Here is a 14,332-nt window from a genome sequence, read left to right on the forward strand (position 1 = left end):
TACGTCACATGCTAACAGAACTTCAAAAAAATAGCACTTACTTTTTACATGAGCCGAAGTTTCAAATTGGGTTCTACAGAAAAATCCAGAGGGACTGCGACAATATAGAGTTGGTCTCGTGAAACAAAACAGTTCTGATGATGTTAGGGAAATCACACGCGATGCTTTCTTATCAACTAACGATAGCGATAGTATCCGTTGTTTACGCCGTTTGGATGGCGTTCGTTGGGCAATAGGTTCTGCTATCTTACATTGGTTTCATGAACGCCCCTATCCTACTTGGACACCTCACGGGAAATGGGGTTTCTGTCTTGACCCCAAACTGAAATGGAATTCTACGGATTGGCAGAAGTATGTGAAATGTTTTAGGAATGCATTAGACAAATACGAAGTGTGTAAGCGCACCCTGGACAGGGCATGTCGAGAGTTCGGAAAAGCCAAAATGCCATGAACCTGTTAGTCCAAAACGACTTATTGTGCCTTTAAATGCATACCTACCCGAACAAATTCTGCTTACTGTCATCTTAATTCATAATATTGTCCAAACTTTAGTTATATTAGGGAGTGGTCTAAATTTCCGGTGGCAGTACAACTTCTAACAATACATTGTAGGCGGCTTCTTTGAGACAGAATAACCCTGCTTGTGCCAATTTCTTGTTGCTCATCGTTATACCTCACGGGACACTATCACGGTGACTTACACCGCGTAAATGTTACACGGGTGTAACATTTACACAGAAACTTACCCTTCGATGACTTGCACACCTTTGTCTGTAATTTGCCATGATTTCCCTTGATGTGGTACCCATGCACTCTCTACATACTTATCCAATTTAAAATCACTGAGAATTTTATGAACTATGGTAGCATCCCGCATCCCAAAACGTTCGCGAATATGCCTCGTACTCAGAAGCGGGGAGTAAGGGGAGCCACCCGGGGTGCGAGCACCACTACGTAACAATAAACGCCTCTCATATAAAACACACAAGACAGCACGCTTGAGCATGTCTAAACCGAGCGTCGCGATGTAATCTATAGTTTTATCATTCATCAGAGATGTCCTCATCAGGCACGGGGCTACCAACTTCGAACAAACGTGAAGCCGACTCCGCGCCGGGTCAGATAGTAGAGTGTGCTACCGCCGAGTGCCCCAATCAAGACCCCTCGGATCGCAGTGCGTCTGTAGACGGATTTATAGGTGTGTGTGTAAATCTCAATGGCGACTGGAGCTTTTCCCCTGGACCGATATGCAGGGAGCGCAGGCTGGTAGTACCATGCACCCGCGAGTGCGGGAAGACTGAGATAGGGACTGACAAGGGTAGTGCCAGCGAAGGTTGCCAACGCCCAAAACTTTTCATCGCCCTCTTTTTCGGCATCCCGGCGGGCTTGATCTTCGAGGACGACTCGCTCAGCGTCAGACAGTTCAGTAGCACTCGAAGTCCCAAGGCACACAAGGAGAACAAATCCGGCGATAAATGTTCTCATATCAATACCTTCGCCAAAAATCGTAGAGGGTTTTTGCGGATTTCTTTGTAGGTACCCTCGCCCAGATGAGAACACGGCACCCAACGCATCAGCACCCACATCATTACAAGGAAGCAGCCCCCTCAACAATGGGCGGGGAAACCCCACCCCTACGCAACCCTACCGGGAACCCTATTTAAAAATACTTTCGCAACCCCGTGAAGGTATTTTTATTTACAAGAGGCTGGAACATCACGGGCCCCATGGGTTATATTCAGGACACATCTATCCAACTCAAATGCGGATAATTGGCGAAGGTATTGCTCATATAGATTCCTTTTTTTATTCGCAATAAGTAGTTTTGGGATTGGTTAATTTTCGGTTAACAGAGTGTCTTCTGATTTTCTCAAATCTATGACAAGTTCATAAATTCCGTCAACAAAATGATCAATTGGGCGTAAATCGGAAGGCTTTTTAGTCATCTTAAAAGTAGCATTCGACTCTTTGTCCATGGTAGCTAAACGCCCAGCTTTATCTTGTACTACAGTATCTTTCCCCCAAGCGTCAAACCGAATATCGTTTGGGGAAATACCTAAAACAAGTAAAGCGTCATATTCACGATGACGACGTATATGGTTAAACTGAAAATTACCATTTACATCTTCCGTAGCACTTTTGATTTCAAATGTAATAGATTCTATCCGTATATCCCAAGGGCTTTGAGTACTTGACGGAGATGACCATTTTAGGTGATGTTTTTGACACCACATTTTGATAAAGTCTTCACCTACCTTGCCAACATGTGTGTTGCTTAATGTCTTAATACCCCCTAATGGCACATTTAGCCACTTTGGATTGTTGGCATACCCCTCTATTATCTTCTGCATTATCTGAACAGCATCAAGCATCAATAAATCCCCCATCTGTTATAGCTTTATGAATATGATACATGGATATATGTCTGCAATTATGCACAGCAAGATTGGAATAATCGCGCCAGTCGATGTTGTTTAATAACCGTTTAATCTTATCGCGTTCGCTTTTTAGAATTATCCCATAACCACAAGCATAACGGACTTGTGAAAAGTCTCTGACAATGCGAGGAGGTTCCCCGTAAAACGTTCTTTGAAGAAAATAATCTGCATCTTGCATACGATTTTGTCCACAAAGACGTTCTTTTCGTGTGTCAACTGTAAACAAATCTACCCAGTTATTACATGTCTTGGGTGCTTTCAGACGATTAATACCACGTCTCCATATTTGCCATAGCGTATTGAGTTTAACTGTATCTCCGCTTATATCTACAAAATCATTACATGATAATCTTGTAGATAGAACAAGTTCTGCTCCTTTTACTCTAAATTTAGGGCTGCCTTTCCCGTCACTTTGGAATGCCATAGGCAATATAAAGCCTATATAATCGGCATAGATAGCCGAATGATTTAGAAAAGCAAGAGCAAGCCACGCTCGATAGCCAAATGGCGGGTTGCCTAAGACAGCATATTGTTTCTGATGTGCGTCATTTGGCAGCCAAGTTAAATAATCTTTCCCTATAAATTCGGGATGGCTTGGCAGAACATCAATGCCTGTCCGACGATTTTCTGGCATCAGATTATAAAATGATCCAGTCCCTACACTTGGATCAATAAAGTGATAATTTTCAGTATCTACACCATCTTTTTGCATTATGGAATATAAACTTTCGCTACATTCTCGTGCAACATCAGATGGAGTATAAAAACAATCTAATCCTACTTCTTCTTGATTTACCCATTTAGGAATCAATGGGTTCCCGCTCCAAGATTCGTTGCGAATTGATATTGCATCTTTTACTGTTCTTATAGGTAATAATCGCTGATGAATATCTGTCATTTCATAGCCTCCTTACTGGGTAATCTCATACTATCATTGATAAACTTCCAAAATATCGTCTCTCGGTGTCGGTTGTTGTAAACATAACATCTTTCAGCGACGTAGAGTGGTGTATATCCAAAGCTATAATGGTGATGTTGCCCATACCAAGCGCGCTTCAATAGAGACCAGAAGCCTTCGATGGTGTTTGTGTGCTTATCACCATCAACATATTGCACTTGATGGTTGATAACTTCGTGCTTCAAGTCCCTACTCAAGGTGTTATAAGCGTGATATTCATCCGTCATAAGTTCAGATTCTTTCGTACTGACGACGCGACGGATAAATTCAAGGATATGCCGCCCGGTAAGTCCTTTAGCTACTTCAGCAACGACCTGCCCACCTCGCTCTATAGCACCGATAATGGCTGTTTTATCTGTGCCACGTCCACGTTTAGAGGATTCAAAGTCTTCACGCTTGTTAGGTTTACGAGGTTTGCCTCCGATATAGGTTTCATCCGCTTCAATAATGCCTTGTAAGACAATAGAACTTGTCTTATTCGCCATTTCAGCGCGTATTCTGACAAGTATAAACCAAGCAGTTTTTTGATTCAACTCTAAATCGCGCTGTAATTGATGACTGGATACACCTTTCTTAGCATTTAGAATCAAAGCGATCGCCATAAACCATTTCTGAAGGGGAATTTTAGTTCCATGAAAGACTGTGCCATGCGTTACCTTGAACGAGGCTTTACAATCATGGCAGTTCCAGCGTCCTACACGCCCTATAGTATCTTCTTTCTTCCGTTTGATACTCACACTACCACAATGTGGACAAAACGGCATAGAACGCCATCTGACACGCTCCAGATGTTCAATACAACTTTCTTGGTCGGGGAAACGTTCCATTACTTCTATGAGGTTCATCAGAAAAATACTCCCTTAATTTTAGGGGTTGCTTTTTTCTGATGTTTTCTGATACAATACAGATAAGTTCAAAAACCAGAAAAGCAACCCGCTTTTTCGGTTCTAATAGGGAGGCGGCAACCTCCCTATTGACTTGTCTATATTATACCATTTTTCGCTAATTAAAACAAGCGAAAAGTCAATGGTTACAAGGGTTTATGGCACTTTCTTTGATATAGGGAGAAGTATAAAACTCCCCCCTATATTTCCTTGTTTAGCGCAGTCGTCTACGGACTACGCGCACGGTGCGCCGGACAGTTGTTGTTCGGCGGCGGACGCTGCGAACGACCGCTCTTCGTGCAATTCGGATGCGCGCCATGGCTTTTCACCTCCTTCGCTTGGCAAAGATTGGTGCATAGCATACGTTACAGCGTGTGCTATGCACCGCCAAAACATCTATTCTTTTCTAAAATGGGAAGCGAGGGCTTCCTGTAAATCTTACACCTATATCACTTGAAAGCGTTCCCGTAGGGGATAACCCCCACGGGTCAGCGGGTGATTTACAGGTGTTTGAGTTTGGGTATAGTGTCGGGGATCAGCCGACGCCCCAGGACAACGATTGGGATGTTGTCCTTTCTAATTATGATACTACATTCAAAGTAAGATGTCAAGAGAAAATTAACAAATCTGTTTTTACAATGAAAAAGCCTTATGAACATAGGAACCACAAGTCTTTTCAAAGATTTTCTAAATCCCAAAACTACTTATTGCGTAAACCTTTGCTGATACTCTATGCTATCGGGAAGTGGCATGCCAAACATGTGTTTAAAAGGGGATCGACAGTCGTAGGGCATAGTTAAAAGGTGTAACTCTCGAATACCGCACGTTTTCGCATTGTACATTAGGGGATTAGCGAATCAGGAACTGGTACCCAAGTAGGATCTCTGAGCTTTTGAGTCTAACGATCAGAGAGGTCTACCAGAAGAACAAGCCCGTGACCGATCTGCTTCTCAACAAGAATATCGTCAAGGACTGCGACATCTCCAGGGTTTCTGTGCCAATGAATTCTAAGGGCCGCCGCGCCATCTCAGATCTTATCGACGGCAGCCGACGGAGCCCGCTCGTCACGCTATGTGCCGTTTGTGAGTGTGGCAGGATGCCGAGTCCGGAAACCAGACACCCCACCACGCGCAGAAACAGGACGTTTCATCTATAGATACGCCTGCGGTTCGCAACGTTTAAACAATCTGCCGTAGAGAGAATACGTTATCAGATTCGCGCGCAAAGAACTGCGTTTCTAACGACAAACACCATTTGAAGAACGCCACACTTAACGGTGTGATTGCTTCTGTGCCGAACCATATCTCTGCTAATTCGCAGACCCGGAAGCGACCGTTTCGTTCCATTTTTCGCACAAACGCAGCGACTTCAGAAATGATTCTGTCATGCCTCAACTGCCTCCCTCTTGAAATGCCTACACGTTTTTTAATGGGATAGACACCACCGTTTTCAGGAAGCTTCACATCTACGGCTGGACACGCTTTACGGACAGATTTAGACAACTCTTTTCGCGCCGCTGCATCCCCGTGGACAAGAAACAGTTTACGCGGCTGCACTTTCTCAACCAAATCCAGCAGTTCCTGACTGTCCGCGTGTGCCGAAAGCCTGTAACGTTTCACTTGACATTTAACATCAAAACGTTTATTGTCTAAAAACCACACTCGGTTTTCTGGGTCTTCTTGCTTGCTTAAATCCTCTAGCGCGCGTCCCGGTGTACCCTCCGCCTGATACCCGGTAATCGCAACCAAGTTCTTCTGATTTGAAACTAATTTGCTCGCGTAGTAGTTTGATATACCTCCGTTCAACATTCCTGAAGATGCGACGATGCAGCAAGGTTCTCCTGCCAAAATACTCTCGCGTTCATCAGGGGATTCAACCTTTTTTATCATATCGGTATAAAAAAGAGATTCACCTTGTTCTGCTTTGCGCCTCAAAGGGCGTTGAAGTTCATCTGCAAAGTCTGAGTATATGTCATTGACCTTGCGCACCATCCCATCAACATAAACAGGAATCTCAGGAATTTCTTTCCGTTCCATTGCGTCCTTCAAAATTAGGATGACTTCCTGAGAACGCCCAACCGCAAACGCTGGCATCAACACTTTGTCACCTCCTGCGATCACTTCTGCGATCACTTCTGCGACATCCGCGGCAAGCCTTTTCGCTTCCTGTTTTCGGGACACTTCGTGTTGACGGTCGCCGTAGGTTGACTCCATCACCATTACATCGGGTTTGCACCATGAAGGCAGATCAAGACTCGGAATCGTCAGCTGTCTGCTAACAGACACATCGCCCGTCATCAAGATGCGTTCGTGCTGACCCTGGATATAGATCATTGCCGCGCCAAAAATGTGCCCGGCACGAATCCAAGTGGCTGTCACACCTGGACAGACTTCTATCGGTTCTAACCAGCCCACGGGTTTCATGCGGTTCAATACTGCGGCGACATCCGCCAGGGTATACCGCAGTTCCTCGCCATTTTCTTCCCCACGCTCCATCCGACGCGCACTGTCCTCTAACAAGACCTTTGTAATTGCTTGCGTCGCGGGCGGACAATATATTTTTACATCCGCGGACAACATATTGTGCAATACGGGCAGCGCACCTGTGTGATCGGTGTGCGCGTGTGTCAGAAGGACCGCGTCAGGCATGCCTACCTTATCGAAGTCTGGGAAATCGGGCAATGGTGAGTCCTGTCCAGGCCCCATCCGGATACCCGCATCTACGAGAAGGCGCACGCCTTCAATTTCAATCAGTGTGGAGGAAGCACCAACTTCATTAGCACCGCCGAAAAAATGGAGGTTCATATTAACTCCTACCGTATAATGACATCACAAGTCGGATATTGGTATCCACTGGTGATATCCTGATGAAGTCGCCATAGCATACTTAAATGTGAGGCACTTGAGTCCTTCAAGGTGCTTGGCTTTAATAGAATAAAATGTGAGCGGTAGATATTGATCGGGTGAAAGAGATACCACAATCAACCCGTACCTATTAATCGTTGAAAGGTATCAAAAGCAGGACTATTGAGTCATAAAGTGAAATGTTTCTAATACCTGAAACGAAAGTGTGAGTGGAAAGGCTGACCTCGTAAGTATCACAGGCCAACCTCTCCCCATTCATCGTTATTTTCCCTTCCCTTTGGACGGAGCATTCTTTCTACCGCCCCCGGAAGATTTACCGGGATTTTTGCTTGGCCAGCCGCCAGGTCCTTTGCCTCTACCGGCACCTCGGTTTCCGGTTTTACTCCCACGGTTACCGCCTGCACGGTTGCTACTTGATTTCGCCATTGTTACACTTCCTTCTTTCATAGAAATTCATCGTTTTATGGATGGTTCCATTGCCTTTGACATGTTATCTCTTTGCATATATAGAGTCCGCTCCAGTGAAAAGGATAGTAAAAAATTGAGACTGATATCCATTTCTATATTTTCAAGAAACAATCTATCCTTTCCGCTCATAGCGATCGTCTCTCTCACGCGTCCGGTGCAACTCTTTGCGACGCGTTCGCATTGCACCCGACTGATCGACTTTTACACCGAGCGTGATGAGATGTGCTTGGCGAAGCCACCAGAACGCCTCAAACAACGGGCGACGGGGCGATGCCCCTTTCTCTATATTCGGTCTGTTCCGATCGAGATGCCGAACCTGCCGATGGACGAGCTTCGTGTACTCCCGAACCTCTTTGTCTGGATCGTTGTTCAGGAGCCAGAACAGCGTCCGATGTGCCCGTCCCCCTGGATTGACACCCAGTACTTTCAACGCCTGAACATAACACCCGCGCCACACGGGACGCGGTTCCACAAAATCCTTGTTGGTATACCGTGAGTCCTTATGCTTGACCTTCGTTCTGAGCCGACTCAGACAAAACTTAGCGAATTCTTCCCGCAATCCCTGGAGATGTGGGTCTTCCTTTAGTTCGTCTTGAAGGTGTTGGGGATACATCGACATCCCAATCCATAAAGGGATTTGGCTATACGGATGCGGTGGAGCTTCTTGGCCAGACTCATTCCAAAAACTGAGATGGGAGGCGACGGCTTGTTCAGTCATTTCCGTGAAAGCGAGCAGCAGCGGTTTCAAACGTTTCCACGGACCAGCAAAAGCCAACAAAATGTAGAAGGCTTTCTTATAAAAGTCAGAAATATTCTCATCTTCAAACACCTCAGGCGTGTCCCTTAATACAGACCGTAAGATGCCGATATGCCGTGATGCGCTTTCCACCAAATTCTTTCGCAAGTCTTCGGAAAGTTCAGATTCCAATCCGCCCATGCTCCAGCTATAAATGCATGTAGATAGATGCCACCACGCCTTGAGTAAAGGTGAGCGTTCCTGAATTGCCTCCGGTTTTCTATGACTAAGGAGTTCCAAAAACAGAATGAGTTCAGGGGCAACAACCCGCCATCCGTCATTCAACGGGTCTAAACCTTTTTCCAACCCCCAAGATGCTCGCGTCATCGCGTCGTAGATGGTGTTCAGAAGCCCAAGTATCTTATCGCCGAGGACATCGTCTGAGAAACCGGAGAAAGTCGCTAATAGCGGTTCTAACCTTACGTTTTCACGCCGGTTTTCCTCAGCACGAAATCGCCAGATGAGCCAGAATTCGAGGTGTTTCGGGTCCATAGGGTCGTTGCTGGACCAATTTCGTCGGGGTATCGGATTTAAGAGATCCAGATCAACGATCTGATCTAAACACACCCCTTCTGGTAAGAGAAATAGCAGCAGATTGTCAAAATGTGGGAGCGTTTTGAGTTGACCCCAGTCCAGATTTTGGGCACAAAATTGCGCATGTTTCTGGAATTCGAGAACCCACCCAGGAATATCTGTTGAATCATCCAACTCCTGGAGACCGACAGTGGGCAACCATGCTTTGCTACTGAGTTTTCCAAATCCAAGCAGAGAGTGGAAAAGAAACGCCAAACGGGTTTGCTGATTTTTCTCCGATTGAACAGGTTCGGTGAACCCCTCCACAGTACGCGGGAGGATGTGCTCCGCAGCGTAAACCGCAAACTCGTCATTAAATGCGACACCGTGGGAATCGCCAAAGCAATCTGGACGCTTAAAAACCGCAACGAGCCAGGCTTGATCCGTTTCAGAAAAACCTAATTCCTGAAGGCACTGCTTTACAAGTAATACTTCTGTGGCAGAGTCGTTTAAGGGGTGAACAAGCCCCGAAAGGCTATTTTCGGCTTTGTTCATGACATGCTCCTTTTTCTCTAAGGCAACAAAGCTATATCCTGTAAAAAATCTGATAGATTCACAAACCCTTAGGATTCCCAATAAATGCACACCGGGACCGGAAGAGACGCAGCATACGCCTAAGCACCGAGGTTTGATTTTTAAATTTTCACAACATACGCTGTGGACTCATCGTTTGTTGTGAAGAGTTATTATACCGCGAAAAGTAACGGATGTCAAATTAAAAATAATTGCTGTGAGAGATTCCAGTTATAAACAAAACGGGATAGTGCCGCTAAACACTACCCCGTTTCGTGGTTAAGGTTAGTTCAAACAAATTTTATCCCTGAAATAACCTCTTTGTTGCTACTACTCATTGGACGACTTCAATTCACCCCATGTAGAGGTAAGTTTACCAGCGGCTCCGATATGCCCTTTGAGGCGGATGCCACGGGTCAGCGTCTGACGTTGTCCGTCGAGGGACACGTCTTCAATTTGGTAGTAGTATACGATGTTTGGTTGCGCAGTTGTATCCGTGAAGGTATAGGACCGCTTCTCTGAAGTGGTGCCAGCACCAGCAATCATGGTAGCGTTGATGACTTTGAACTCACCGTCGCGTTGGTTACTGCGCTTGATGAAGAATCCAGCGTTGTTGAGTTCGGACTGCGTTGCCCATGTAATCACGACTGCGCCGGTGGCTTTATCGCGTGCCGGACGGAAGTGTGAGAGTTCAACGGGTAGCGGTCCACCAGCATCATAGCCCGGTGTTCCAGCGTCTTCATCACTGCCATACCACGTTGCGGGTCCAGAGACCAAGTCTGTCCCGGAGGCAAGAACCCATCCATTTGCGTCTGTGCCCATTGTTGCTACGCCAGCGTCCATTTCATGACGGATCAATGAACTCCGACCATCTTCGTTCATGGGTATTTCCCAAGCGGGGCTTGCACCGAGGTTCCCTGCCATATCACCAGGTGTGAAGACACCGGTTTTCTGTGGTGGAACCAGTGTGATCATGAAAGCCACGTCGCTGATGAGTTTATAGTGTCCCCGTGCCCCGACAGCCCCCGATACATCAACAATATTCTTATTGCCATCAAGGTTGCTGGAGCTCCGAGCCGCTCGGGAAACCAATAGGAGGGAGTTGCCTTGTCCCATGTTCCCTGCATGCGCACTCACACCGAGTGTTCCCATCAGTTGGATTTCTATATCGCTGCCAATCACATCTGCATCGGCGGAATCGTTCTCAATCATAACAGACCAGCCTGCGAGACTCACAGCAGCACCAGAGACGTTATTGAGTTCAATCCACTGTGGGAGTCTGCCGTTACCCGTGTCGACCATGATTTCGGTAATCATGATGTCCATCGCATCCGCAACAGGCACAGCGGGGGCAGGTGCGGGTTCAGGGGCAGGCACTAGCGGTGCCGGATAGGTAATCGGTGCTGCACCCGGGGTCGCGACATGCACGCCTTCAATATCACTCTTGAAGTTAATAGCAGGCGGTGCGGATTGCACCCAAGAAGTCGCCATCGTGCCATCCGCAGGCGAACCCGCCGTATCCATCAGACGCTGCATCGAGATAATCGGGATGTGACCAATGATGCCTGTGGTATCGCCTTCTTCAATGTGGCTTCTACCACTTTGACCTTTGCCGGCGATCGACCAGTAGCCACCCGTCCCGACAGTCCCAACACGATCTGCGACCGTGCTGACATCCGGCAGCGGCTCATTCGGACCGTAGAAGATCAGTTTATGCGTCTTATCTCCCGTCAGGACGCTCGACGTCCCGCTGTTGGCGATCTCAATCCATTGACTCTCGTGGCTGTTATCCAGACTCGCATCCGAACCCCACATAATTTCACTGATGTAGAGCCCCGAACCGATAAGGTCAATCGTGCCACCATTAGCGAGGAAGGTTTCCAAGTTCGGCAAACCGCCTAATCCAACAAGGTTATACTTCAGTTGTGCAGGCGTCCGTTCGTTCGCCTTCGGTTCGTCCTTATCGTTACCGGGATTATTGATGATGCCCGAATTGCCCTCGTTTTTCGCAAAGACAGTCCACCCACTCGCAGGAATACGGATCTCCTTGGGAATCACGACTTCAACACCCGCGGCTTTATCCTTCAGGAGCTCTTGACCGACCTTGACGGTGAGTTGGTCCATACCCTCTGTATAGCCATTTGCAGCAGGAGGCATGTACATCATCATCGATTGCTTTTCTTGATCGTAGAACGATTTCACCTTTACAACGATGTCGTTCTTGTTCTCATACTTCGGCGTAATCACCACAATGTAGCGATAAAGCATCATGTCGCGCCCGCTGGATTTCAGGAGGTCTGTTTGCATTATCTTATCTAAGAAAGTGGGATCGCCAGCAGCTGCGTTTGCGGCATCAATGTGATCTTTCTTGAAACCGTCTTTGCGAGGCTCTTCACTCAGGGTGATAAGCACCTCAAAATTATCAGAAGTGACAGGACGTAGTTGAGAACCGACTCTCGTAATAGAATGCACAATCGGTCTTCCAACATCCCCTGCTTCGGCACTAGCGGTAAAAGTTCCACCGCTCACGGTGCCAATAGCAGCCCCTTGTGCTGCTGCAACATAATGAAGTTCAATGGATGCCTCTTTATTTTTCCCTGCAGCCTTTCTTGTGGTACCATCAAGTTCGGCTCTCGGATCCGCAAGTTCTACTTTCTCTTTCGGTAGATAGATCAGAACCCGTGTTATTGCAACATTCGCAGCTGTCCCAGCCGCAGGCGCAGCAAGAGAAGTTAACTCTGCCATGTAATGCATGCCATCGGCGGTTCCATCTATGCTTATCGCTCCAAGTGTAGGTGCACCAGTAGTAACCTGACCACCAAGCCTATTGTAGGCAATAACCGTGAAATCGTCATCTCCTAAGTCTGTGTTACTTGTAGCATCATCAGTGGCCTGAAAATTGACGACCTTTGTAGACATGATCTTAAGGGTAACTGCCGCACCATATACCACTTGGTTGCCATCGGCAAAACTCACATCTGCATCAGAATCGACACTCAGTTTTATTTCAAACTGTGCCATCACAGGAGTCACGACGAAAGCGAGTGCGAAAATTGTTATTAGACTTGTTAACGAAAATGCCATTTTCTTTGACAACATTCGTTCTATCTCCTTGTTCTTATGTGGAATAAAATGTTTGATTAGGTTGGGGTTACCCTCAACCCTTACTTACCTAAAACCTTTATGTAGAAAATAAGAACGGACTCAGGGATTATTAAATCCGTATCTTGATTTGAACTTAACCTTTTGCACATTCTGTTAGGTTGCAACTCTGTTGCACACTACGATGTGCTATCTTCAAGGGTTGTCCGATGTGCTTCTAACAATGACTCTTTATGTGCTGAGATGAGTTCCTGTTCAAACTCTACCCACATTGGACTTTTCCGCCAGCGGGAGACATTTGAGACAGACGTTTCGAGAAGCGTCGCTATCTCATTATCCGTTTTCCCAGCGAAAGACATCTCACATGCAGTCAAAATCATTTTTGTGTTTGAGCGGCGCATCGTAAATTCCTCGCGTAAGTGTATGAAAATCTCGCGTTTCAACCCTTTACGCCATTAATTTTACACTATATAACGCTTCTTGTCAAATTATTTTTCAAAAAAATGCAGTTTTTTTCAAAAAAGGTGCATGATTTATCAAAAAAGGTGCGAAATTCGTCAAAAACGTGTAAAATACATGAAAATCGCCATTTGGTTTATTCTGTAGTGCAAACTTCTAACGTGCGTATCCTCCCTGTGAGTGTTTTGTTACTGACCCCTGATGACTGAAGGGGTAGGTTTAACTTCTGTCCAATTTAATTATACGTATTTCTACCCCTAAAAGTCAAGTGCCGTTGCACTTTAGTATATACTTTAATATATAAGGGCAGGCAGGCACGCACGCACCCTGTGCCGTCCACTTCATTATAGGGCAGGTTTTGTGCCTGCCGACTGTCCCTGATAAGGGGATTAGGAGTGTTACTCAATACCATGAATCAAGAAATCTATCTCTCTGTCGCACAAGCCGCCGATCTACTGGGTATCTCGCAGGAAACGCTTTACAAAGAGATACAAGCCAAGAACCTCACCGCCGTAGAGAACCCAGACAGGAAGCGGAAACATCAGGTCATCGCACACAGCGAACTCTCGCGTCTCTACGGCAACGTATACATCCCCGATGGGTACCTCGAATACGCCGGGGACAAGTCCGTCGATTTTGTCAGAGTTGCGCTCCGGCAGGAGAACGAGCGACTCCGTAAGGCGTTGGAAGATACCCAGAAACGTGAGCAATTCCTCAATGACCAACTCGCCACCGCACTCCAAAACCAAAAAACACTCATCGAGGCACACGCAGAACTCACAAAAACCCTTGATAACCTAACCACCATACTGGAGAATATGACGTAGATTCTTGGTTTTGTAAATCTTTCAATAATTTTGTAAAATACCGCTTTATTTTACAAATAATTCCTATCGAATTACAATCTTCTCAAATCTACATCTCTCGGGAGATTCCCACATTTCTCAATCCCGGTCCCTTCCTCATTGCGCCTTCCGTTCCTGTTCTTTCTGCTTGTCCGGTGGTGGATTCTATTGACACTCCCACGTCTAAAGTCGTGGGATTCTTGCTTCGTCATTTGTAACCTCCCGCAAGTGGAGGAATTACACAAACTCCACAAGCGTTTTAACTCTCCGTGTATCCCACGGCGAGGGTTCTTAAGTTGATTGCTGCGTTGACATCTCTATCGAGAAACATACCACAGTTGCTACAGTGATACTCCCGAGCCGACAGCGTTAAGGCATCTTTTTTATGTCCGCAACTGCTACAGATTTTAGAACTTGCGAAAAAGCGATCCG

Annotated in this window: 15 protein-coding genes; 2 read left to right on the forward strand and 13 right to left on the reverse strand. The window is 46.3% G+C overall.

What is annotated here, in order from left to right; genetic code table 11:
* Nucleotides 1-118 precede the first annotated feature (118 nt).
* Nucleotides 119-451: a hypothetical protein gene (locus OXH00_17870; GenBank protein ID MCY3742885.1), complete on the forward strand. Its 333-nt coding sequence runs from the start codon at nucleotides 119-121 to the stop codon at nucleotides 449-451.
* Between the two features lie 291 nt (nucleotides 452-742).
* Here the strand turns inward: OXH00_17870 and OXH00_17875 are convergent, their stop codons facing one another.
* The 11 genes from OXH00_17875 to OXH00_17925 all read right to left on the reverse strand — a co-directional run bounded on the left by OXH00_17875 (nucleotide 743) and on the right by OXH00_17925 (nucleotide 12,997).
* Nucleotides 743-1,051, reverse strand: coding sequence for a hypothetical protein (locus tag OXH00_17875; protein MCY3742886.1), 309 nt, complete (start codon nucleotides 1,049-1,051; stop codon nucleotides 743-745).
* Between the two features lie 26 nt (nucleotides 1,052-1,077).
* Nucleotides 1,078-1,485 (reverse strand): hypothetical protein, encoded by a 408-nt coding sequence (locus OXH00_17880; protein ID MCY3742887.1) that lies wholly within the window; start codon nucleotides 1,483-1,485, stop codon nucleotides 1,078-1,080.
* Nucleotides 1,486-1,835: 350 nt separating this feature from the next.
* Nucleotides 1,836-2,372 carry a hypothetical protein gene (locus OXH00_17885; protein ID MCY3742888.1) on the reverse strand — a complete coding sequence of 179 codons (537 nt, stop codon included), beginning with the start codon at nucleotides 2,370-2,372 and terminating at the stop codon, nucleotides 1,836-1,838.
* Nucleotides 2,365-3,336 (reverse strand): hypothetical protein, encoded by a 972-nt coding sequence (locus OXH00_17890; protein ID MCY3742889.1) that lies wholly within the window; start codon nucleotides 3,334-3,336, stop codon nucleotides 2,365-2,367. Before OXH00_17890 ends, OXH00_17885 begins: the two co-directional genes overlap by 8 nt.
* On the reverse strand, nucleotides 3,333-4,241 hold the full coding sequence (locus tag OXH00_17895; protein ID MCY3742890.1) for an IS1595 family transposase: 909 nt from the start codon (nucleotides 4,239-4,241) through the stop codon (nucleotides 3,333-3,335). Before OXH00_17895 ends, OXH00_17890 begins: the two co-directional genes overlap by 4 nt.
* A 273-nt stretch (nucleotides 4,242-4,514) precedes the next feature.
* Nucleotides 4,515-4,676 carry a hypothetical protein gene (locus OXH00_17900; GenBank protein MCY3742891.1) on the reverse strand — a complete coding sequence of 54 codons (162 nt, stop codon included), beginning with the start codon at nucleotides 4,674-4,676 and terminating at the stop codon, nucleotides 4,515-4,517.
* Between the two features lie 782 nt (nucleotides 4,677-5,458).
* Nucleotides 5,459-7,084 (reverse strand): MBL fold metallo-hydrolase, encoded by a 1,626-nt coding sequence (locus OXH00_17905; protein ID MCY3742892.1) that lies wholly within the window; start codon nucleotides 7,082-7,084, stop codon nucleotides 5,459-5,461.
* A gap of 321 nt (nucleotides 7,085-7,405) precedes the next feature.
* The gene (locus OXH00_17910; protein MCY3742893.1) at nucleotides 7,406-7,570 is read right to left on the reverse strand and encodes a hypothetical protein; all 165 of its coding nucleotides are present in this window, start codon (nucleotides 7,568-7,570) and stop codon (nucleotides 7,406-7,408) included.
* A 154-nt stretch (nucleotides 7,571-7,724) separates the two neighbouring features.
* Entirely contained in the window at nucleotides 7,725-9,476 is a 1,752-nt protein-coding gene (locus tag OXH00_17915) for a hypothetical protein (protein ID MCY3742894.1), read from the reverse strand.
* Nucleotides 9,477-9,824: 348 nt separating this feature from the next.
* Nucleotides 9,825-12,593, reverse strand: a complete 2,769-nt coding sequence (locus OXH00_17920) for a lamin tail domain-containing protein (GenBank protein ID MCY3742895.1) — start codon at nucleotides 12,591-12,593, stop codon at nucleotides 9,825-9,827.
* A gap of 182 nt (nucleotides 12,594-12,775) precedes the next feature.
* Nucleotides 12,776-12,997, reverse strand: coding sequence for a hypothetical protein (locus OXH00_17925; GenBank protein MCY3742896.1), 222 nt, complete (start codon nucleotides 12,995-12,997; stop codon nucleotides 12,776-12,778).
* A gap of 468 nt (nucleotides 12,998-13,465) precedes the next feature.
* On the opposite strand from OXH00_17925, the gene OXH00_17930 reads away from it, so the two are divergent.
* Complete coding sequence (locus OXH00_17930; protein ID MCY3742897.1) at nucleotides 13,466-13,882, forward strand: helix-turn-helix domain-containing protein; 417 nt, start codon at nucleotides 13,466-13,468, stop codon at nucleotides 13,880-13,882.
* A 71-nt stretch (nucleotides 13,883-13,953) separates the two neighbouring features.
* On the opposite strand, the gene OXH00_17935 is transcribed toward OXH00_17930, so the two are convergent.
* Together OXH00_17935 and OXH00_17940 are read right to left on the reverse strand one after the other, a co-directional pair.
* A complete protein-coding gene (locus tag OXH00_17935) occupies nucleotides 13,954-14,112 on the reverse strand; it encodes a hypothetical protein (GenBank protein ID MCY3742898.1) in 159 nt (52 codons plus the stop codon).
* A 47-nt stretch (nucleotides 14,113-14,159) separates the two neighbouring features.
* The coding region (locus tag OXH00_17940; protein ID MCY3742899.1) for a zinc ribbon domain-containing protein at nucleotides 14,160-14,332 on the reverse strand (173 nt) is incomplete at its 5' end.

It is taken from the genome of Candidatus Poribacteria bacterium, assembly GCA_026706025.1.
GTDB lineage: Bacteria > Poribacteria > WGA-4E > WGA-4E > WGA-3G > WGA-3G.